This window comes from Butyrivibrio proteoclasticus P6B7 (genome assembly GCF_000622085.1).
Lineage (GTDB): Bacteria > Bacillota > Clostridia > Lachnospirales > Lachnospiraceae > Butyrivibrio > Butyrivibrio proteoclasticus_A.
The window spans coordinates 38,547-60,342 of record NZ_JHWL01000014.1; the positions used below are offsets into that span (position 1 = coordinate 38,547).

Annotated in this window: 16 protein-coding genes; 1 reads left to right on the forward strand and 15 read right to left on the reverse strand. The window is 41.2% G+C overall.

Translation table 11 applies throughout. The annotated features are described in order from the left end of the window. Positions 1 to 44: 44 nt before the first annotated feature. The 11 genes from ybeY to T541_RS0111065 all read right to left on the reverse strand — a co-directional run bounded on the left by ybeY (position 45) and on the right by T541_RS0111065 (position 13,973). Complete coding sequence (gene ybeY, locus T541_RS0111015; RefSeq protein WP_026652789.1) at positions 45 to 545, reverse strand: rRNA maturation RNase YbeY; 501 nt, start codon at positions 543 to 545, stop codon at positions 45 to 47. Continuing rightward, the gene (locus T541_RS0111020; RefSeq protein ID WP_026652790.1) at positions 529 to 1,740 is read right to left on the reverse strand and encodes a hypothetical protein; all 1,212 of its coding nucleotides are present in this window, start codon (positions 1,738 to 1,740) and stop codon (positions 529 to 531) included. The genes ybeY and T541_RS0111020 overlap by 17 nt, the downstream gene beginning before the upstream one ends. A 3-nt stretch (positions 1,741 to 1,743) precedes the next feature. After that, positions 1,744 to 2,775, reverse strand: a complete 1,032-nt coding sequence (locus tag T541_RS0111025; RefSeq protein WP_026652791.1) for a PhoH family protein — start codon at positions 2,773 to 2,775, stop codon at positions 1,744 to 1,746. Positions 2,776 to 2,835: 60 nt separating this feature from the next. Beyond that, complete coding sequence (rlmH, locus tag T541_RS0111030; protein WP_026652792.1) at positions 2,836 to 3,318, reverse strand: 23S rRNA (pseudouridine(1915)-N(3))-methyltransferase RlmH; 483 nt, start codon at positions 3,316 to 3,318, stop codon at positions 2,836 to 2,838. 42 nt (positions 3,319 to 3,360) lie between these two features. Further along, complete coding sequence (locus tag T541_RS0111035; RefSeq protein WP_026652793.1) at positions 3,361 to 4,395, reverse strand: hypothetical protein; 1,035 nt, start codon at positions 4,393 to 4,395, stop codon at positions 3,361 to 3,363. A gap of 223 nt (positions 4,396 to 4,618) precedes the next feature. Beyond that, on the reverse strand, positions 4,619 to 6,004 hold the full coding sequence (gene gltA, locus T541_RS0111040; RefSeq protein ID WP_026652794.1) for an NADPH-dependent glutamate synthase: 1,386 nt from the start codon (positions 6,002 to 6,004) through the stop codon (positions 4,619 to 4,621). A 38-nt stretch (positions 6,005 to 6,042) separates the two neighbouring features. After that, complete coding sequence (locus T541_RS0111045) at positions 6,043 to 6,918, reverse strand: sulfide/dihydroorotate dehydrogenase-like FAD/NAD-binding protein (protein ID WP_026652795.1); 876 nt, start codon at positions 6,916 to 6,918, stop codon at positions 6,043 to 6,045. Between the two features lie 113 nt (positions 6,919 to 7,031). Next, positions 7,032 to 8,480, reverse strand: a complete 1,449-nt coding sequence (locus tag T541_RS0111050) for an FN3 associated domain-containing protein (protein ID WP_081779943.1) — start codon at positions 8,478 to 8,480, stop codon at positions 7,032 to 7,034. Between the two features lie 13 nt (positions 8,481 to 8,493). After that, positions 8,494 to 9,348, reverse strand: coding sequence for a bifunctional methylenetetrahydrofolate dehydrogenase/methenyltetrahydrofolate cyclohydrolase FolD (gene folD, locus T541_RS0111055; RefSeq protein WP_026652797.1), 855 nt, complete (start codon positions 9,346 to 9,348; stop codon positions 8,494 to 8,496). Positions 9,349 to 9,415: 67 nt separating this feature from the next. Further along, entirely contained in the window at positions 9,416 to 11,095 is a 1,680-nt protein-coding gene (locus tag T541_RS0111060) for a formate--tetrahydrofolate ligase (protein WP_026652798.1), read from the reverse strand. A gap of 46 nt (positions 11,096 to 11,141) precedes the next feature. Beyond that, positions 11,142 to 13,973 carry a DNA translocase FtsK gene (locus T541_RS0111065; RefSeq protein ID WP_026652799.1) on the reverse strand — a complete coding sequence of 944 codons (2,832 nt, stop codon included), beginning with the start codon at positions 13,971 to 13,973 and terminating at the stop codon, positions 11,142 to 11,144. Positions 13,974 to 14,138: 165 nt separating this feature from the next. On the opposite strand from T541_RS0111065, the gene T541_RS0111070 reads away from it, so the two are divergent. Beyond that, positions 14,139 to 14,708 (forward strand): hypothetical protein, encoded by a 570-nt coding sequence (locus T541_RS0111070; RefSeq protein ID WP_026652800.1) that lies wholly within the window; start codon positions 14,139 to 14,141, stop codon positions 14,706 to 14,708. Between the two features lie 65 nt (positions 14,709 to 14,773). Here the strand turns inward: T541_RS0111070 and proB are convergent, their stop codons facing one another. From proB to T541_RS0111090, 4 genes are all read right to left on the reverse strand, one after another. Continuing rightward, entirely contained in the window at positions 14,774 to 15,574 is an 801-nt protein-coding gene (gene proB / locus T541_RS0111075; RefSeq protein WP_026652801.1) for a glutamate 5-kinase, read from the reverse strand. 93 nt (positions 15,575 to 15,667) lie between these two features. Beyond that, positions 15,668 to 17,653, reverse strand: coding sequence for a zinc ribbon domain-containing protein (locus T541_RS0111080; protein ID WP_026652802.1), 1,986 nt, complete (start codon positions 17,651 to 17,653; stop codon positions 15,668 to 15,670). Positions 17,654 to 17,674: 21 nt separating this feature from the next. Continuing rightward, positions 17,675 to 19,666: a zinc ribbon domain-containing protein gene (locus T541_RS20740; RefSeq protein ID WP_051538208.1), complete on the reverse strand. Its 1,992-nt coding sequence runs from the start codon at positions 19,664 to 19,666 to the stop codon at positions 17,675 to 17,677. 15 nt (positions 19,667 to 19,681) lie between these two features. Then, complete coding sequence (locus tag T541_RS0111090) at positions 19,682 to 21,790, reverse strand: zinc-ribbon domain-containing protein (RefSeq protein ID WP_026652803.1); 2,109 nt, start codon at positions 21,788 to 21,790, stop codon at positions 19,682 to 19,684. Positions 21,791 to 21,796: the final 6 nt, after the last annotated feature.

The following is a 21,796-nucleotide window of genomic DNA, read 5'->3' on the forward strand; positions in this document are numbered from 1 at the left end:
CAATCTCCCAACAAATACTTATCTGGTAAAATCTATGGAACTACTTAATCCCTTGTAATTCCAAGGTCATCAAGAACTTCTCTCTGCTTAGCTTCCATGACCTTAGCCTCATCATCTGTCATGTGATCGTAGCCACAAAGATGAAGCATGCTGTGAGCCACAAGGAAGGCGAATTCTCTTTTCTCACTATGTCCGTATTCCAAAGCCTGAGATCTGACTCTATTCTCGTTAATAACGATTTCCCCAAACATAATGCTCTCGTTATCCGGGTTATAGACATCAATCTTCTGCTCCTCAATCACTGAAAAGTCTCCGGGAGTATCATATTCGATCATAGGAAATGAAAGCACATCTGTTGGCTTATCCATGTCCCTGAACTCCTTGTTGATCTCCTGGATTCCGTCATCGTCAGTAATTGTAAGGTTGATCTCAGCCTCACCATCAAAGCCTTCAGTCTCAAGAACCTTCTTGGCAACTGTAACGGCGATATCCTCTATATCAAAATCAAATTTAGCTTCTACTTCGTTCTCAACGTAAAAAATCATAGTAGAGCTTCTCCTTCTTTAAGATTTTCTTCATCTGATCAAGCTCATAGAACGTGACGTTGTAGCCCTTAAGCTCTCCGTCCTTGTCCTTCTTATCAAATATAGAATCAATTAACTTATCATAATCTATCTTAACATCTTTATTCTCTTTTATGATATGCATAATGGAAGCAATTGTAGTTTCACAAAGCTGAACTGTAAGAGCCTCCTTAGATCTGGGAACACCCTTCTTAGGCTCAATGTATTCATGAAGATATTCAATGGCCTCAACAGGGAAATTATTCTCAGTATAGTAGTGCTCAAGCTCAGACCACTTGGTCTCATTCTCAAGAACACCGATTCTGTGGTAATATGCGCAGGTCTTAACTGCCCTTGCGTTAAAGTTAAGGCCCATAGCTATACGCTCAGACAAATAGGCTGTGTGGATAGCCCTGTAGTACTCATCCTTACTCTTTTCCTTAAGCTGCACCAGAAGTGGGAACTCAGGGTCGTTGATGTCCATATACATATCATTGGATTTCCTGATGACGTAGACGCCGAACATATTAAGGAATATCAAAAGAATTATGAGGTTCAGCATAAGGTTCAGTAAAGGAAGAACCAAAAGATTAAAGGACAATGTCCTATTCTGGAACAATACATTAAAGGCCACAAGTAAAACCGCCTGCATCATTAGGGAAATAGCCAGTGGTGCGCTGATGGCGGTACTTTCCTTAAGGTCTCTGAACATTGCAAGAGCAACAGCTCCAGCAAGTATATACATGAAGAATTCACTGAATTCTCCCTTATCTTCAAGCATAACAGACAGTGTCACAAATCCAATTCCTGACACCATTCCGATCTCGTTATTAGAGAAAAGAGCTAATATTACAAAGACAGCCATGTAAGGCCAAAGCTGATTAGAAATCAGCACAAATACAATAGATAAAACAAGGGCTGATAAGTAAACGATCACAAACCTTAGCTTGTGGTCATAGTTATCATAGGAAAAGCCCTCTTTTCCCCTTGTGTAGGCATCAAATACCATAAACACATCAGTTCCTGCTATGATAAGTGACGCTATCGTATTTCTGAGTATGGCTTCATAGCTCTTTCCCATAAGAAAAGAAAAAGCAAAAATAAGAATTCCTGTTCCCAGGAACAAACCAGCATATATAAGTTTATATCTTACAGCTAATTTATTCTCGCTTTCCATGATTTATTTTCTCTCCATCTTCCTGATTGACTTGGTCTTACGCTTATTAGCATCCTTCTTTTCAAAGTCTTCATAGGCTTTAACGATCTTCTGAACCAGAGGGTGTCTCACAACATCGCTGCTGGTCAAAGTGCAGAATGCAATATCATCAATGCCCTTAAGAACCTTAGATGCAACATCAAGGCCAGAAACAGTATCAGGAGAAAGGTCCTTCTGAGTAGCATCACCTGTGATGATAACCTTGGATCCAAAACCAATACGTGTAAGGAACATCTTCATCTGAGCAGGTGTTGTATTCTGGGCTTCATCCAGGATAATAAAGGCATTATCTAAGGTTCTACCTCTCATGTAAGCAAGAGGCGCCACCTCAATGAGGCCCTTCTCCATATTCTTGATGAAGTTCTCTGTACCCATGATCTGATAAAGAGCATCATAGAGAGGTCTAAGATATGGATCAACTTTACTCTGAAGATCTCCAGGCAGAAATCCAAGCTTCTCTCCAGCTTCGATGGCAGGACGAGTTAAAATGATCCTGCTTACTTCATCCCTTTGGAATGCAGTAATAGCCATTGCCATGGCCAGATAGGTCTTACCTGTTCCGGCTGGTCCAAGGCCAAATACGATCATCTTATTTCTGATGGCATCGATATATTTCTTTTGTCCCAGTGTCTTGGGTTTGATTGGTTTGCCAGAAATTGTGTGGCAGATAACATCTCTGTCTATATCAACCAGGATGTTGTCATTGTCCTTGTATTCAGGAGTCTTGACCTTATCCTCCTTAAGAGAAATGGCGTAGTCAACGCTCTGCTCCTCAATACTTGAACCTCTTCTGGAAAGCTGAACCAGCTCTCTGATGATACCAGAAGCCTTCTGAGCCCCTTCCTTATCTCCTATGATATGAAGCTCTCCGTTACGATCGATGATCTCAACATGGAGACTATTCTCGATCTTACGGATATAGCTGTCATTCTCCCCAAAAATGTTGCGCTCGTCATCGGCTGACAGCGCAAGCCTAAGCTCTGTTATTTCACTCATTAACTATAATTCCCCTTATTTATAGCTTAACTGACGGATTTATGTCAGTTCAATACCTGATCATTTATGATATGGCTCATTGGCCAGAATCTTGTAGGCTCTGTAGACCTGCTCAAGAAGTATAACTCTCATCATCTGATGAGGGAAAGTCATATCAGAAAAGCTGATATGAGCAGAAGCCCTATCCAGAACCTCCTTGGAAAGTCCAAGGGATCCCCCGATCACGAACTGGATATGGCTCACACCTCTGATGCCCTGATTGTTAATGAACTCAGAAAAGCTCTCAGAGGTATGCTTCTTGCCTTTAATGGCAAGGGCGCAGACAAGTCCATTAGGATCAAGAGCCTTTAAAATCTTATCTCCCTCTTTTTTCTTGATCTGCTCCTCTATAGCCTCCGGCGCATTATCGGGAGTCTTCTCATCAGGGACCTCGATGATATTGAGCTTGCAATACCTTGATAGTCTCTTGGAATACTCCGCGATGGCGTCGTTCCAATATTTCTCTTTAATCTTACCTACACAAATAATACTAATTGTCGTCATATTTTATAAAAAGAACTGTCTAATCAATTTAATTGATAGTTATCACTTCACAAGGCTTCCGCCTGTAATGATACCGCTGACACCGTTGTTCTTGGTTCCAGCTTCTGTCATGTAATAAAGGTGACTCTCATCAAGTCTTTCATAAAGAACTGGAATCTTACCCTTGGCATCCTTGTAGGTGTTGGCAACCTGTGCCCATTCACCCTCTCTGCACCAGCCATACCACTCTGTAGTATCATTCTGATTATCAACAGTGATAATGTACATATCTCCGTTATATTTGCCGTTTACGAACTCACCAATGGCGTTCTGAAGATAGAAGTCATCGCCATTCATGTATTCAGGATTATAATCATAATGCTCCTGTCCCTGTCCATTTGGAAGGTCGTTGGCAAATGCGCCGCTATACATATGCTCTGTTACTACGTAGGTGCTGTAATCTGGGTAATATGAAATCCATGTTCCCTGACCACTTCTTACACCATCTGCCCAGTCACCGTAGTAGTACTGGTCGTTGGCATATACAGCAAGGCCCTTTCCAGAAGGCTTACCATTTGAGTCTGTTCCGCCATAATAGTAGAAATTGTTAGTGCCCTGAAGTTTGTAGGACATAGCTTCAAATCTGTCCAGATGAGCAAGGTCTCTTACTGCATCAAGGTTACCTGCCTCAAAATATCCATACATTTCTACAAGCTGACTGTTAATGTCGATGGCAAGCCCCTTATAAATATTCTTAAGGACAGCTGTATTGGTGCTATAGAAGCTGTTACCGGAAACACTGTTCTTAGCAGGATCAAGATATTCTGCTCCGCCTGGAACATCACTGGTTGCTGCAGCTGCGCTGTCATCTGCTGATGAAGCTGATGAGCTGGCTACGTTAGAAGCTGTATCTACGCTTAAATTAGATGATGCCGCCTCTGCAGTATCACTTGCATACTGGCTGATGCTATCGTTAAGTCTGTCATCATCACTTGTATTCTTCTTGCCGGAAAGTGCCAGAAACAGCACAAGTATAAGTAAAATGACTGCCACAACTCCAGCGGTTATGGCTACTTTGATCTTTTCTTCTTTTTCCATAATAATCTCCAATCACATAATCCCTATTATTTTACCATAGTAGAGCCTTTTTTAATACTACTCCATAAATCTTAAGATTTACCATCGAAATTTCTTAAGATTTTCTGTAGATGAAAAAAGCCAGTATTTATGCGGCTCAAAAAGAATCCCCAGTACAATTTAGCTCTTTTTCCAAATTGTACTGGGGTTATTCATCTAAATAATCATCTGAAAATGAATCAGATTACTTGTTTGAAAGGTACTCGTCAATTCCCTTTGCAGCAGCCTTACCAGCTCCCATAGCAAGGATAACTGTTGCAGCTCCTGTTACAGCGTCTCCGCCGGCAAATACGCCTTCCTTAGATGTCTGACCAGTAGCCTCTTCTGCAACGATACACTTTCTTCTGTTGATCTCAAGACCCTTTGTTGTGCTTGAGATAAGAGGGTTAGGTGATGTACCAAGGGACATGATAACAGCATCGCACTCGATATCAAACTCAGAACCTGGAACCTCTACAGGGCTTCTACGTCCTGACTCATCAGGCTCGCCAAGTTCCATTCTGATACAGGTAATGCCTGTTACCCAGCCATTCTCGTCAGCGTGGATCTCAACAGGGTTGGTAAGAAGGTCAAAGATGATTCCCTCTTCCTTAGCGTGTCCAACCTCTTCCTTACGTGCAGGAAGCTCTTCCTCACCACGACGATATACAACGTGAACCTCTGCGCCAAGTCTTAAAGCTGTTCTTGCAGCATCCATAGCAACGTTACCGCCACCAACTACAACACACTTCTTAGGTCTCATGATAGGTGTTCTTGAATTCTCATCAAAGGCCTTCATAAGATTGCTTCTTGTAAGGAACTCGTTAGCTGAGAATACACCCATTGCCTGCTCACCAGGAATGTTCATGAATCTTGGAAGTCCGGCACCTGAGCCAACAAATACAGCCTCAAAACCTTCCTTAGCCATAAGATCATCTATTGTAACGCTCTTACCGATAACAACGTCTGTCTCAAGTTTAACGCCAAGGGACTTAACGTTCTCGATTTCCTTCTTAACAACTGCATCCTTAGGAAGACGAAACTCTGGGATACCATATACAAGTACTCCGCCTGCCTCATGAAGAGCTTCGAAGATTGTAACATCATAGCCCATCTTAGCAAGGTCTCCAGCACATGTAAGACCTGAGGGACCTGAACCGATTACAGCAACCTTCTTGTTCTTCTTCTCAGTAGCTCCAGCTGGTTTAATGCCCATTTCTCTTGCTGTATCTGCTACATATCTCTCAAGCTTACCAATAGAAACAGGATCACCCTTGATGCCTCTTACACACTGGCCTTCACACTGGCTCTCCTGTGGGCAAACACGTCCGCAAACTGCTGGAAGCGCGCTGGACTTACTGATTGTCTGATAAGCGCCCTCAACGTCGCCTTCTTTAACCTGCTGAATGAATGCAGGAATATCGATTGATACAGGACATCCCTGAACACACTTAGGGTTCTTACAGTTAAGACATCTGGTAGCTTCGTTTTCTGCTTCTTCTTTGTTATATCCAAGGCATACTTCCTTAAAGTTGGTAGCACGCTCTTTAGCATCCTGTTCACGAACAGGAACTCTTACAAATCCATCCATTCTTTTATCTCCTCTAATATTATCAGCTTAATTCCTGATTAGTTGCAGTTACCACATCCGCCGTGGTGTGTGTCACCTTCCTGAGCCTTAAGAAGAAGTCTTCCTTCCTCTGTCTTGTAAAGCTTCATTCTGTTCATAGCCTGATCAAAGTCAACCTTGTGTCCGTCAAACTCAGGTCCATCAACACATGCAAACTTTACTTCTCCGCCTACTGTAAGACGACAAGCTCCACACATACCTGTTCCATCAACCATAATAGGGTTCATGCTGACAATTGTAGGAATTCCAAGCTCCTGTGTAAGCTTACATACGAATTTCATCATGATCATAGGTCCGATTGCTACGCAGTGATCATACTTATTGCCCTCATCCCAAAGATCCTGTAAAGCCTTGGTAACCATACCGCTTCTGCCATAGGATCCATCATCTGTTGTGATATGAAGGTTACATACCTTCTTAAATCTATCCTCAAGAATTACAAGGTCCTTAGTCTTGGCACCGATAATAACGTCGCAGTCAACGCCCTGTTCCTTAAGCCATTTAGCCTGAGGATATACAGGAGCTGTACCAACACCACCTGCAATGAAGACGATCTTCTTTTTCTTAAGATCTTCAATGCTCTCTTCGCAAAGATCTGATGGCTTTCCAAGAGGTCCAACCACGTCTGCAAGCTCATCGCCAGCCTTTAATTTGCCAAGCTTAAAGGTCTCTGCGCCAATTGCCTGAACTACGATCTCAACTGTTCCCTTCTCTCTATCATAATCGCAGATTGTAAGAGGAATACGCTCTCCCTCTTCATCCACACGGATAATTAAAAATTGTCCTGGTAAACACGCACTTGCCACACGAGGAGCTTCTACAATCATCTGAAAGATGTTATTTGCAAGCTCGTTGGCTTCTAGAATCTTGAACATAGTCATCCTCCTACAAATTTTCTTCAAAAAACCTTTAATGAAAATAATAAATTATAAAACACCAAATTTCAATTTAAATTTTAAGAAATTAAAGCGTTAAATCGCAAAATCGTTCATCTGTTGGAAATAGTGATAAGTGTATACTGTCCACTGGAATCGTATCCAAGCCTGTTAACGCTGCCGTCATGGGTATTTACAGCATACATAAGTCCTGTATTAGTCCTTGTACCATCATTCCTGACATGCTGTTCGATGATAACGTAGTATTCACCGGCACCAGCAATCTCAATATCAGAGTTGTAGATGTATTCATAATGACCATCCACGCCTCTTACCTTGCCACTGGTATCAAGAAGGATATCCAGTCTCACAAGGGTATTAACAAGGTTATTAACGGCCTGCTCAGTAGTTACAAGCCTTGTATAAACAAGATGATATTCTCTTTCTACAATCTCACTGCAGTTACCTTCGCTGTCGTAAGCAATGAACTTAAAGGTCGATGTTCCAACAGGCATGGTAATTGGTGAAATGTACTGCTTGGACTCCATATCAGGGTCAGATCCATCTGTTGTATAGAAGATCGTACATCCAGCATCGCACACAGCAACAATCATGGTGTTCTGGTTGTACTCTCCGCTGGCTTCCATGATCTCAGGAGCTGAAGGCATTCCCTTCTCAATAACGAAGGTCCTCTCCACAACTGTGCTTGGAATACTATAATCTCCGATACATACAGCCTTTATAGTATATTCTCCCTCTGTATCAAGCACAATCTCATTCTCATACAGAATACTTGAATCACTTGGAGAATCCTCATTAACTGTGTAATAGATACTGTAATTCTTACCTGATGGATCACTGATACTTACTGATATTCCAGCATCATAGGTGCCAGATTCCAAAGAAAATATCGGTGATGAAGGAACATACTTATTATGAAGCCCTTGAACTGTCACATTATCCGAGCCATCAAAAAGAGCTGTTATCTTGTCATATTCGCCGTTTTGCTCATAAATAGAAACGATACTCTCATAGGCGTTAAGAATATCATCTTCACTGGCAGAGCTTGAGGATGCAATAGATAAAAGCGTATCAATTGCAGAAGCCTCATCATTGTTCTCCAGATAATAATCAGCAAGTCTAAATGCAATGTCCGAATTAGATGGATGAGCTTTGTAGCCTTCTACAAGATACTCAATAGCTTCGTCCATATTGCCTGCCTTGCGCTCCTTCTGAGCCAGATTCATGTAATAGGACGCATTCTTGGTAAATAGGCTATTATATGCAATAACAAATAAGATAATCAGTACAAGTACACCACAAAAAGCCATAATGAGAGGCTTTCTCTCAAATATGGCTTTGATCATCTTTTCTATCTTTTCTTTGCGTTCTCTTTTGATTCGCTCTTCTTTGTTAAGCTCATCCGCAAGCCCTAGAAGAGTTTCATCAATCTGATTCTGTACTTCTGGCTCAAATTCCGGCACAAAGTTAATCTCTGTACCACACTTGTCGCAATACATGTGCCCTTCTGGAATCTCGAGCCCACAATTTGGACATTTCATCTTATCACCGTTTTCATTCGCGCATTAGAGCTGCTTCATAGCAGTTATTCATAAGCATAGCGATGGTCATAGGACCAACTCCTCCAGGAACTGGAGTAATGGCCTTAACCTTGGATACGACGTTCTCATAGTCAACATCGCCGCAAAGCTTACCATCATCCATGCGGTTGATACCAACGTCAATGATAACCGCTCCCTCTTTTACCTGATGAGCCTTGATCATCTTAGGTCTTCCTACAGCAGCGATGATAACATCACTTTCAAGAAGCACCTGGTCAAGGTCCGCAGTCTTGGAGTGAGCCACTGTTACAGTAGCGTTCTCTCTAAGAAGCAAAAGAGCCATTGGCTTACCTACAATGTTGGATCTGCCCACCACAGTGCATCTCTTACCTGTAAGATCCAGGTCAGGTACACCTCTTTTAAGAAGCTGAATAACTCCAGCTGGAGTACAGGATACAAATCCTCTTTCTCCAATGCAAAGAGCTCCAACGTTCATAGGATGGAAACCATCTACATCCTTGGATGGATCAATTCTGTCAATGACAGTCTTCTCATCTATATGCTTAGGTAAAGGCATCTGCACAAGAATTCCATCAACATCAGCTCTTTTATTGAGCTCATCTATAAGCTCAAGGAGCTTATCCTGAGTAGTATCCTCAGGAAGCTCATAGGAAAGTGAGTTAAAGCCAACGTACTCACAGGCCTTCTTCTTGTTGCGTACATATACCTTAGATGCAGGATCCTCTCCTACAATTATAACAGCAAGAGTTACCTCTTTTCCTTTTTCTTTTAAAAGAGCTGTCTTTTCCCTGATCTCATCCTTGATCTGCTGAGAAATAGCCTTACCATCTATTATTACTGCACTCATTTAATTCTCCAAACTAATTTAATAATTATATCGTGATATACGGATTGGTCCGCTTTAACTCTAATGATCAGAAGAGACCTGTGATCTTGCCGTTCTCATCCACATCAATATCATAAGCTGCTGGATGCTTAGGAAGTCCAGGCATTGTCATGATTGATCCTGTAAGAGCAACTACAAAGCCGGCACCAGCTGATACGTATACTTCTCTAACTGAAAGTGTATAGCCTGTTGGTCTTCCAAGAAGTGTAGGATCATCAGAAAGTGAATACTGAGTCTTAGCCATACATACAGGGAGCTTACCAAAGCCCATTTCCTCGATCTTAGCAAGCTGCTTAGCTGCTGATGGAGCAAAGTTAACACCATCTGCACCGTAGATCTTAGTAGCTACTGCCTCGATCTTATCCTTAAGTGGCATATCATCAGGATAGATTGGAGCATAGTGGCTCTCTTTATTCTCAAGGGTATTGATAACAGCCTTAGCAAGAGCCTCTCCACCTTCTCCGCCTTTAGCCCAAACTTCTGAAAGGGCGAAGTCGCAGTTTCTCTCTTCGCAGAACTGTCTTACATACTCTGTCTCTGCCTCAGTATCTGTAAGGAAGGCATTGAGAGTAACAACTACTGGAACACCATACTGCTGAATGTTCTCGATGTGCTTCTCAAGGTTAACGATACCCTTCTTAAGAGCCTCAAGATTCTCTTCTCCAAGATTCTTCTTGTCTACACCGCCATTGTACTTAAGAGCTCTGATAGTAGCCACAAGTACAACTGCATCTGGCTTAAGGCCAGCCATACGGCACTTGATATCAAGGAACTTCTCAGCTCCAAGGTCTGCACCAAAGCCTGCCTCTGTAACAGCGATATCTGCCATTCCAAGAGCTGTCTTAGTAGCACGAACTGAGTTACAACCATGAGCGATATTAGCAAATGGTCCACCATGTACAAATACAGGTGTGTGCTCAAGGGTCTGAACAAGGTTAGGCTTAATAGCATCCTTTAAAAGAGCTGCCATAGAGCCAACAGCGTGAAGGTCACCAGCTGTAACAGGCTCTCCATCTCTTGTGTAAGCTACGATAATTCTTGAAAGTCTGTCCTTAAGATCCTTCATATCATCTGCAAGGCAGAGAATAGCCATGATCTCAGAAGCAACTGTAATAACAAAGTGATCCTCTCTAGGAACACCGTCAGCCTTGGCTCCAAGACCTACAACGATGTTACGAAGAGCTCTGTCGTTCATATCTACAGCTCTTTTCCAAATGATCTGTCTTGTATCGATACCAAGCTCATTGCCCTGCTGAATATGATTATCAATAATAGCCGCAAGCAGGTTATTAGCAGCTGTGATAGCGTGGAAATCACCGGTAAAGTGAAGGTTAATATCTTCCATAGGAACAACCTGAGCGTATCCGCCGCCGGCAGCTCCACCCTTAATACCAAAGCAAGGTCCAAGGGAAGGCTCACGAAGTGCAATAACAGTCTTCTTACCAAGTCTGTTAAGGGCATCTCCAAGACCAATACTTGTTGTTGTCTTGCCTTCTCCGGCAGGTGTTGGGTTGATGGCAGTTACAAGAACAAGCTTGCCCTTATTCTTATTGTCTTCTGCCTTTTTAAGGAATTCTTCAGTCAGTTTAGCCTTATATTTGCCATAGAATTCGAGATCATCCTCTGCAATGTCCATTCTTGCAGCAACGTCTCTAATGTGAAGCATTTTTGCTTCCTGTGCGATTTCAATGTCACTCTTTACAGCCATTTCTACTCCTCTTCCGCGGCATCTCCCGCAACAAAACAATTAATTACTACAAACCCAGATTATTAACCAGCTCATCAAATTCCGGTTTAGTCATAAGAATTTTTCTTGGCTTAGTGCCCTCCTCATCTCCAACTACGCCTGCCTCGCAGAGCTGATCCATGATCCTGGCCGCTCTGTTAAAGCCAATCTTAAAGGCGCGCTGAAGCATACCTATAGATGCTTTATCTTTTTCTATGATGATGTTACCTGCATCAACGAAATATTCGTCTCTTGCAGAATCTGAGTCTCCCATTGAAGATCCTGAACCGGACTGAGTCTGAAGGTTCTTGATCTGTTCCTCAATTTCCTGGCTATAAGTTGATACAGTGCCCTGCTTACGAAGGAAATCAGTAACCTCCTGAACTTCCTTATCTGAAACAAAGGCGCCCTGTACTCTGGCGGGCTTGGTGTAGCCTTGTGGGTAAAAGAGCATATCTCCTTTACCAAGAAGCTTCTCAGCACCGGTAATATCAAGGATTGTTCTTGAATCAACACCACTGGATACCGCGAATGCTATTCTACTAGGCATATTGGCCTTAATAAGACCAGTAATAACGTCAACTGAAGGTCTCTGAGTAGCAATGATAAGATGAATACCTGCAGCACGGGCAAGCTGAGTAAGTCTGCAGATAGCATCCTCAACCTCAGAGGCTGATACCATCATAAGGTCCGCAAGCTCATCTACGATAACAACGATCTGAGGCATTACTGTCATATCGTCATCAGAAGAAGCCTCTGCCATCTTGTTATAGCCCTTAAGGTCACGTACTCCTGCGTCGGCAAACTTCTTATATCTGTTGGTCATCTCGGCAACAGCCCAGTTAAGAGCAGCTGCAGCCTTCTTAGGATCAGTAACTACAGGGATCATAAGATGTGGAATGCCGTTGTAAACACTAAGCTCTACAATCTTAGGATCGATCATGATCATCTGAACCTCTTCAGGCTTGGACTTATATATAAGGCTCATGATGATAGTATTGATGCAGACAGACTTACCAGATCCTGTAGCACCAGCAATAAGAAGGTGTGGCATCTTGGCAATATCTGTAACTACAGTCTTTCCTGCAATATCTTTACCTACTGCAAAGGCAAGCTTGGATGAGAAGTTCTTGTATTCGCTGGATTCAAGAAGGTCACGGAGCTTAACAGCTGTGTTCTCCTTATTAGGAACCTCAATACCTACAGCGGCCTTACCAGGAATAGGTGCCTCTATTCTGATATCGCTGGCGGCAAGGTTCATCTTAATATCATCAGAAAGATTAACGATCTTACTGACTCTGACTCCCGCCTCAGGCTGAAGCTCAAATCTTGTTACAGCAGGGCCCTGACTAATGTCCGTTACAGTGGCATTAACTCCAAAGGTTGCAAGAATATCCTGAAGTTTAAGGGCTGTCTCCTTGAGCTGCTTGGCAGAATCTGCATTCTTGTTCTTGGTACCCTTTTCCAAAAGACTGATAGGTGGGAATACATATTTCTTAGGTATCTGTCTTTTATGCTCTTCAATGCTCTTCTCAAGACCAGGACTTGTGGTGACAGGTCTGTTTGAAGAGGATAAAGAATCAAGTGTAGAGCTGGATGATGCATTCTGGCTAATCTGAGTAGCCTTGTTAGAGGATGGTCCAATATGATCCTGAGCATGAACTACATAATCACCATTCATGCCATTTCCAAGGTGCTCAGCGTGAACTGGCACATCTGGAAGGATATCCTCTTCATCTCTTGATGAATCCTTAGCCACAAGCTTATTCCAGGACTTGTTAAGCTCTTCAACGTTGTTACCGGTGGAAATCACTGGCTGCTCCTCACGAACAGGCTCAGAATAATCCTCTTCCTCCTCATCTTCAATGTCATCATTCATGCCATGAATCCTAGGAGAAGTCACGAATACTCTCTGACCATCAGGCTCAACGTCTGTCTCTATCTTCTTGTTAAGAACGATCTCGTGAATATCATCAGAAATATCCTCATCCGGGATAAATACGTTCTTGGCTTCATCCCCTGTGTGAATCTTGATCTGATGTGTATCATCGCTTTCCTCATCCTCCTTGGAAAGCTCCGTATCTATCATTACGCCGCTAACCTTCTTCTCCATTCGAAGGATCTTTTCATCCTCCTTCTGTTCCAGAAGAAGACGCTTCTCTTCCTCGATCTCAGCCCTTCTCTGTTCCATTTTCTCTCTATGTCTCTCGGCATAGTCTCTTAAATTGGCTGAATCCTCTCTTGTTCTCTCAATAATCTTCTTACCGCCCTTTTTAAGACCACCAACAAAAGAGTGCTCAGTAAATACTACAAGTGAGGCAATTCCTACAAGGAGGAGCAAAAGAGCTGTTCCTGCCAGGGAAAGATACTTGTAGCTAAGGTAAGCAAAGCTTCCTCCAAAGGCACCACCACCATTACGAGCAACCTTGCAGGCATTATAGATGTTAAACAGATTGTAAGCCTCCATTGTCTGGACTCTGCCTGCTAAAAGCTCTGCAATTATTCCAATGATAAGAAAGATGATAATACCGGATACAATCTTACGGATTGCTGCATTAGATGCAAAGTTGGCTATAGCTATAACCACAGAAAGAAGCGCCACGATAGGCGCAATATAGGCTGTAATGCCAAAAAGACCAAATAAAACCGAACTTAGGAAATTGCCGAATTTACCGCAAAGACCAAAATTGCAAAGAAAGAGAAACACAGTAACTGCGATTACTGCAATAACTATAATCTCGCTTCTAAGAGAATAATCAAATGTAGAATCATCTGGTCTTGGGCTGCGAGGAGCCTTGGACCTGGTCTGACTCTTCCCTTTTGATTTAGATGATGATCGTCCCCTACTTGATGCTGCCATTTATTTCCCCATAAACAAAACTATTATCTAAATTTCGTCTGAATGTAGTAAAATTCAATAACTATCCTATAAACAGACCCTAAACAGTATACCATTTTTAAGTGCTTTATGCTATACTAACAACTGATTTTAAAAGTAACGTGTTTATTTCAAAAGGAGACAATAATGGAATTTAAGCAGGAATTAGAGACTGGCTCTTTTAAAATTGTCAGTAATTCAGAATCAGCGCTTAAGATCAGAGAAGTTGCTGAGAAGTGCAGACTTGTTAAGTCTGACACTGGCGTAAAGGTAGAGCTTGCTTATACAGGCCCTCACGCCAGCAAATATATGCAGTATTTAGAGAAACACAAGGATGAGCTTACCAAGTACCTCCTCAACCCAGATGAGGCTACTTTATTCGAGTGGATGGAGACATCTCACCAGACTCCAACTTCTCTTAAGAAGCACGAGAAGGAAAAGCTTATCCTCTATGTTAACTTTGATCCAGATTCACGTATCATGTTAACAGGTATCGCAGATGAGAACATCACATTAAAGCTTGGTGCACCACTTATGGAGCTCAATATCGATGATCTTTCCCGCGACCAGTTCAAGCTCAGGATTTATGATATGCTTCTTCTTGCAGATGAGATTGCTGTACTTATGGGCAACGTTGATCTTCGCAAGATGGCTAATATCCAGATTGTTAAGACTTATCTTACAGAGATCTATGACAAGTTCCACGAGAATCCATAATCTCTAAATTGATATATTTCAAGCATAATAAAAGCAAGGGTTTAACTACCCTTGCTTTTTATATTTCATATTTCTTTTGCCACAAATAATGTGCCAACCTTCTTCTTATCAATGATGTCATAAAGCATCTCAGGATGCTTACCATTAGTGATCAGCACGTCAATTCCGTTCTTGGTTGCAAGTTCAGCAGCCTCAAGCTTGGTGATCATGCCGCCTGTTCCTCTGTTAGAGCCAGATCCGGATGCAACTCCCTTAAGCTCATCTGTGATCTCTTCTACCCTGCTGATAAGTTTGGCACTTGGATCACTACTTGGATTGCCATCATAGAGTCCATCGATATCTGAAAAGATAATAAGCTTGCAGGCATTGCAGAACACTGCAACAAGGGCTGAAAGCATATCATTATCTGAGAATAATTTCTTTTCTGATTCAATCTCTGCATGGCTGACAGAGTCGTTCTCATTAACAATAGGAATGATATGATTCTCTAAAAGAGCATCGAAGGTATTCTTAAGGTTCTCGCTTCTGACTTGATCTGTAAGATCATCATTATCAAGAAGGATCTGTCCCACCATTCTGTTGTACTCACCAAAGAACTTATCATACAGATGCATGAGCTCTGTCTGACCAACAGATGCGGCAGCCTGCTTCATCTTGATTTCTTTAGGCTTTTGAGCAAGTCTCATCTTGTTAGCACCAACGGCAATGGCTCCAGATGATACCAGCACCAGGTCATAGCCCATATTCTCAGCTCCTGCCAAAGCTCTGCAGAGGTGATCCATGGTCCTGATGTCGATGTTACCGTTCTCATCAGTTAATGTAGATGTTCCAACCTTAACAACAATCCTTTTCTTACTGACACTCATAATATTCTCCCCACGTTATAAACCTGTCTATGACAGTTCTTTTACCTCATAAAGGTCCGTTAATATGAATGATAGCCAAGTTTAAGACATAAATCAATCATAAAATGGCGTAATTCCAAGCTCAGTTATATCGTCGCAGTTAATGATGTATATGTCATCATTAACAATATAGTCTACCCACATAGAGAAATTGTAGTACATGACTGGATATTGCCCATCTATATTCTCAGGCCCTGCATCACTTAAAATAAGGCCTAAATATTCCGCAAACTCGTCCTCAGTACAAGGAAGCATTGTTGTCTCAATAAGGAAATAATGGCCTGACCCCTCACGGGTCTCAATGGCAACCTGTGCATGCCCTGGTGGAAGTATTATAAAGGTCTTAAAGCCGGCATTTTTAAACAGGCTGGCGATAACCAGGGTTGTCTCAATACAAAGACCACTCTTGCTTTCAAGGACCTCCTCCGGAAGAAGAATGTGCTGACTCTTTCCATCAATGGAAAAGCCGTCCATGTTATAACGAACGCCGCTATCTGATAGAGCCATCATTGCAGCAGTTGCGTAAAAATATCCATCAGTAATATCATCGAATACTTCTGGCGCCTCTGCAGAGAATGAATCCATATCACCGCCGGTGATCAGAGCCAGCTCTTCTTCCGCTGCCGCCTTAAGGTCATAGATTGCATCAGCTTCTGGTGTCATGAAGCAAAGAATATTGTCTTTGTTAATAAATCCAAATTCATTGTCTTCCCAGTTAAAATCATTCTTACTTGCAACATGCACTGGGAATGTCTGAACATCAATCAGTGTACCATCTGTTTCTGTAAGAGCAATGCTAATCTGCGCGTCTCTTGCTACATCGATATTAGAATCCATCAAGTCTGGTAGTGGCTTAATTGCATAAAGTCCAAGAGAATCAGAAACATGTAAGGTCTCTTTATACTTTTCTGTAAGACCGTTTATCTGGCACTCAACCACAACATCTTTTTCCCCGGATATGCATCCTATCTGAACGCGGACGAAATACCTGTAGGAATTATATAAAGATGGATATATGGTCGAAATTGTGTCGTACTCAAATTGTAAATCATTCTTGCCTACGTTCTTAAACTCATAGGCTGCGATATCGCTTGGATCAGTCATTTCAAAAACAACCTTGAACTCCTGATAAATAGCATAGGCTCTATCTCTTTGCTGAATGTAGAAGGAAACCTGATCCTCAATTGAATTATAGTAGTACTCCATACTGGAATTCATATCAGTCCAAATATGATTAAAACGGTTAATTGAGCCGTAGAAATCAAGGACATTATTATTGTTCCATGAATCCTTCATATAGGAGATACAGTTATCTGTTAGATCAAGGCTCTGTCCAAGCTGGTCATGCTCTAATCTAAAGAATGGAGGAATTACCTTAATGCCTTCATAAGCTTCTCTTAAATCAGTACTAAAGGTTTCAAGATAATTAAAATGATCATCGATAGTAAGCTCATCACTATCTTCTTCCTCTTTAGCCGCCGCCTCAACATTAGAAAGGCTTCTGACATAGGTGTTGGCATCTCTGCTGTTCCTGTAAGACATGTACATAAGGGTGTACATCTCTTCCGCCGCTTGCTGAACATTCTCTGGAAGGCCATCTATCTGATAGAACTTGGTGCGATATTCCTGTAATGCGTCTGTAGCCGCAGTAATGTCAGTCTCCACGCCGCCAATTGGGTAGTTATGAATATAATCTGCAGTCTCAACTACAAGGGCTTTTAGATTGCTCATTGCAACGCTTACCGCAGCATCATTGAGCTTTTTAGGGCTATCTGAAATGGGTAAGAGGTCATTTCTTTTTGCAAATCCCCAGCCTTTATAGCCGCCAAAGCCTATGGCTAAAACAAGCACCAAAACAAGAGCTGTCTTAAGCAGCCCGTGTTTCTTTTTACGCTTTTTCTTTATGTGGTTGTTATTTGATACTGTGGCATTTGTATATATGCCACCCTGAGAACTGGCAATAGCCTCAATATTACCTTCGCAGTGAGGGCATATAGAAGCTGTGTCATTTATCTCATTTCCACAATAAGGGCAAAACATTTCTAATACTTTTACTCCAAATTAATTATCAAAAGGTGTTATACCATAAATCTCTGCATCATTGCAATTTATGACATGACAATCTTGACCATAAACATACTCAACCCAGTCCATGGTGTCCAAATAACAAACTGGGTAATTTGTATCTATTCCTTGTGGTTTCTGCATATTAGCCAGGTAACCTGCATATTCCTCAAAATCCTCTCTGGTATTGGGAATCATGGTGGTTTCGATAAGCAAATACTGTCCTGAACCATCTTTAGTCTCTATAGCAACCTGAGCATGTCCGGGAGGAAGAATTATCATGGTACTAAACCCTGCATTCACAAATAAGCTTGCGATAACCAGGGACGTTTCAATACACAAACCACTCTTATTATTAAGAACATCTTCCGGAAGAAGAATATTCTGATTGCCACCATCGATTGAGAAGCCACTATTATTGTAACGAACTCCACTTTCAGAAAGAGCTATCATTGAAGCCGCAGCACAATAATAGGCATCCAGATATTCATTAAATACTACATTCTCATCAGATATAATTTCAGTCATCTGACCATCGGTAATCTCTGATAGGACCTTTTCCGATTTCTGTTTAAAAGACTCTATACTTGGCGAATTAGGAGTAAGGAAACAAAGAATATTATCCTTACTAATATAGCCAAATTCATCATCCTGCCAGTTAAAATCGTTCTTACTGGCTATATGTACAGGGAAGGTCTGGGCATCGATCAATGTACCATCAGCCTCTGAGATTGTGACATTCATCTGAGCTTCTCTTGCTGTTGTCAGTGAATAGCCCTCTTCAAGAGGCTCTGGCTTAATAGCAAAAACGCCAAGTGTTCCATCAATATGAACCGTCTCTTTATAATCCTTGGTAAGTCCTGGGATGCTACACTCTATACATATATCTTTTTCCCCTGAAATATTACCAAGTTCAAGGCAAAGAAAATATCTGTATGAGTTATAAAGCGATGGATAAATTGTTGAGATAGGCTCATATTTATACTTAACAGTATTGATGTTGGTGCTTGTAAATTCGTATGCAGCTATCTCGTATACATCAGTCATTTTGTAGACATCGCCTAGTTCATAAAAAATATCAAAGGCATCATCACGTTGCTCATCATAAAAATAGACAATATCAGTGATTATATCCATATAGTACTGCTGATATTTATCGCATTCCTGAAAGATATGGGTACCACAGGATATACCCGCAACCATATCCAAAATGCTCACTTCGTTATAGGCCTCTCTCATATGAGCAACGTCAGCGTTGTAATCGTTAAGGAAATCCCCATATAATTCATACTGAAATTCAAAGAAAAGCGGTACCGTATCAATCTTGTCATAAGCCTCAGTCATGGAAGCTGCAGCTTGCTCATAAATACTGATATATTTATCATATTCATCAGCACCGTCACCTTCATACTGAGTCATATCCAGGGTTGTTCCAAGCTCCATATAGTAGTCAATATATGCGTGGGATTCACTGTAGTTACGATAAGCACTGGTCAGAAGGATATACATTTCATCAGCAGCATCATGAACATTATCAGTAAGGCCCTCGATTTTTTTGAATTTATCATAAAAGGCGTAAACATCCTTTGCAGACTGCTGAATATTTGTATTTACGCCGCCAATTGTATTCTCATTAACATAATCAATGGTCTCATTAATGAGATCCTTAAGCTCTGCCATAGCCACATTAACAGTGGATACATCAAGAGTCGCCTCATCGCCGGCAATCTGGAAATTAAACCTTTTAGCTACAAATCCCCAGCCCTTGTAACCACCAAAACCTACGGCTATTGCTAGAAACAAAAGAAGCACAGTCTTTAAAACCCTGTGTTTCTTCTTGGTTTTAACGACTGTGTTTACAGTTGTTGTAGATATTAAGTTGTCTTTAGCTATTGGCTTTGATTTATCTTCATTAGTTACCTCTGCCCCACAATGAGGGCAGGAGGTAGCTATATCATTGATTTCATTGCCACACTTTGGACAAAACATAAGCAAATTCCTTAATTAGTAATCGAATGGAGTAAGACCTAAGCTCTCTGCGTCGTCGCAAGAGATAATTGTAGGCTGACCATCTAAAATATACTGGTACCACTCCTCAGTAGTATATAACGCATTTGGAAAATTATAATTTTGTTCTGGAAGCTGTCCTTCAAGAAGGGCATTTGCATAATAAACGTATACATCAGGATCGTTAGGAAGGTAAGTTGTCTCAATCAAAATGTACTGACCAGAACCGTAATAAGTCTCTACTGCCACCTGAGCATGTCCTGTAGGAAGAAGGATAAATGTGTTATATCCAGCACCTTTAAGCATACTTGCGATTACCAAAGTTGTCTCAATACAAAGTCCGGTCTTATTTGTAAGAACTTCATCAGGAAGAAGAATATGCTGACTCTGAGATTCCAAAGAGAATCCATCGTTATTATATCTTACTCCATAATCAGAAAGAGCTATCATAGCTGCAGAGGCAACCAAATATGTGTCAGTATAGTCATTATATACTTTTGCATGATCAGCAGAAATATCAGTCATAGCTCCATTTGTTAATTCTGAAAGAGCCTGCTGAGCCTTATCCCTAAAATCAACAATAAGATCTGAATCAGGAGTGAGGTAGCAAAGGATATTATCCTGATTGATGTAACCAAATTCATCAGAGTTCCAGTTAAAGTCATTCTGACTTGTGATATGTACTAGGAAGGTCTGTGTATCAATAATTGTTCCATCAGTCTCAGAAATAGTAACATTCATCTGAGCATCTCTTGCAGATGTAAGTGTTGCACTATCTACATCAGCTGGTGGCTTAATAGCATATAAGCTCATGCTGTTAGTTACATGAATAGTCTCTTCATACTTCTCTGTAAGGCCGCTGATCTGGCACTCAACCACAACGTCCTTCTCTCCTGATACGCAGCCAAGCTCCAATCTAAGGAACTGTCTGTAGCAGTTATAAAGAGATGGACAGATCTGACTAATAGCGTCATAGTCGTAGCTAAGAGTATTAGAATTAGTAGTCTTAAACTCATAAGCAGCAATATCTTCTGCTTCTGTAAGCTTAAATACTTCCTTGAATTCATTATAGATAGAAAGAGCTAAATCCCTCTGAGCAGCGTTAAAGCTTGTGGCAGAATCTGCTACTGAATCCATCTGATCAATATCAGTAGTAAACTCACTACATATATGTCTGAAATAAGTAAGCGCAGCCATAAATGACACAAAATCATTATTGTTATTGCCATCCTGAAGTCTGGTTAAGCAGTCTTCAAAAAGAGCTATATTCTGACCAAAATGCTCATGCTCTGAAGCAAATAAAGGTGGAACATCTTCTATTTCATCATAGGTTTCCTGAATATCTGAAATAATATCATTACTATCATCTATGAAGGAATTGAAATCATTACCAACTTCCATGCTAGCTACACTTGAAAAGTCATCTGCAAATTCTTTAAATGTTGCCTTGTAAACGTAGTTATCTCTTGAATTCTTATAGGCATTATATAAAGTAACAAAGAATTCATCGGCTGCAAGCTGAACATTCTCAGGAAGTCCCTCAATTTCATTGAAGTCTTCAAGATATCCTTCCATAGACTCAAGGGCTTCTTCTCTATCAGTTTTCTTACCGTTAATAGCATTTTCATTAACAAAAGCAACTGTATCCTTCATGAGTTCTTTAAGAGAAGCAACAGATTCTGTAACTGCTGAAGAATCTAATGTAGCCACGTCAGAGCCAGTTGGCTCAGCATTCATTCTCTTTGAAAGGAATCCCCATCCCTTAAATCCTCCAAAACCTACAGCTGCTACAAGAATAAGAATGAGAATAGTCTTTAAAACTGTATGCTTCTTCTTAGGCTGAACCTGTGTATTGCCGTAATATGGATCCTGGTAGCCATACTGATCATACTGCTGATTGTAGCTATCCTGATAGCCATACTGATCATAGCCATTCTGGTTACCATACTGATCGTACTGCTGATTATAACCATTCTGATTGCTATACTGATCATAGCCGTATTGACCATTATTCATATTATTTGTTGCTCCAGCAACATATGCCCCACAGTAAGGACAATTCATTGAATTATCATCTATAACACTTCCACAATTTGGACAAATCATCTGTAA

What these genes read in the sequence shown, in the direction of transcription:
- T541_RS0111045 (WP_026652795.1), bottom strand. Translation starts at nt 6,918, where the DNA reads ATGTTCAAGATTCTAGAAGCCAACGAGCTTGCAAATAACATCTTTCAG.
- gltA (WP_026652794.1), bottom strand. Translation starts at nt 6,004, where the DNA reads ATGGATGGATTTGTAAGAGTTCCTGTTCGTGAACAGGATGCTAAAGAG.
- T541_RS0111060 (WP_026652798.1), bottom strand. Translation starts at nt 11,095, where the DNA reads ATGGCTGTAAAGAGTGACATTGAAATCGCACAGGAAGCAAAAATGCTT.
- folD (WP_026652797.1), bottom strand. Translation starts at nt 9,348, where the DNA reads ATGAGTGCAGTAATAATAGATGGTAAGGCTATTTCTCAGCAGATCAAG.
- proB (WP_026652801.1), bottom strand. Translation starts at nt 15,574, where the DNA reads ATGAGTGTCAGTAAGAAAAGGATTGTTGTTAAGGTTGGAACATCTACA.
- T541_RS0111080 (WP_026652802.1), bottom strand. Translation starts at nt 17,653, where the DNA reads ATGTTTTGCCCTTATTGTGGAAATGAGATAAATGACACAGCTTCTATA.
- T541_RS0111035 (WP_026652793.1), bottom strand. Translation starts at nt 4,395, where the DNA reads ATGGAAAAAGAAGAAAAGATCAAAGTAGCCATAACCGCTGGAGTTGTG.
- T541_RS0111090 (WP_026652803.1), bottom strand. Translation starts at nt 21,790, where the DNA reads ATGATTTGTCCAAATTGTGGAAGTGTTATAGATGATAATTCAATGAAT.
- T541_RS0111065 (WP_026652799.1), bottom strand. Translation starts at nt 13,973, where the DNA reads ATGGCAGCATCAAGTAGGGGACGATCATCATCTAAATCAAAAGGGAAG.
- ybeY (WP_026652789.1), bottom strand. Translation starts at nt 545, where the DNA reads ATGATTTTTTACGTTGAGAACGAAGTAGAAGCTAAATTTGATTTTGAT.
- rlmH (WP_026652792.1), bottom strand. Translation starts at nt 3,318, where the DNA reads ATGACGACAATTAGTATTATTTGTGTAGGTAAGATTAAAGAGAAATAT.
- T541_RS0111050 (WP_081779943.1), bottom strand. Translation starts at nt 8,480, where the DNA reads ATGAAATGTCCAAATTGTGGGCTCGAGATTCCAGAAGGGCACATGTAT.
- T541_RS0111020 (WP_026652790.1), bottom strand. Translation starts at nt 1,740, where the DNA reads ATGGAAAGCGAGAATAAATTAGCTGTAAGATATAAACTTATATATGCT.
- T541_RS0111025 (WP_026652791.1), bottom strand. Translation starts at nt 2,775, where the DNA reads ATGAGTGAAATAACAGAGCTTAGGCTTGCGCTGTCAGCCGATGACGAG.
- T541_RS0111070 (WP_026652800.1), top strand. Translation starts at nt 14,139, where the DNA reads ATGGAATTTAAGCAGGAATTAGAGACTGGCTCTTTTAAAATTGTCAGT.
- T541_RS20740 (WP_051538208.1), bottom strand. Translation starts at nt 19,666, where the DNA reads ATGTTTTGTCCAAAGTGTGGCAATGAAATCAATGATATAGCTACCTCC.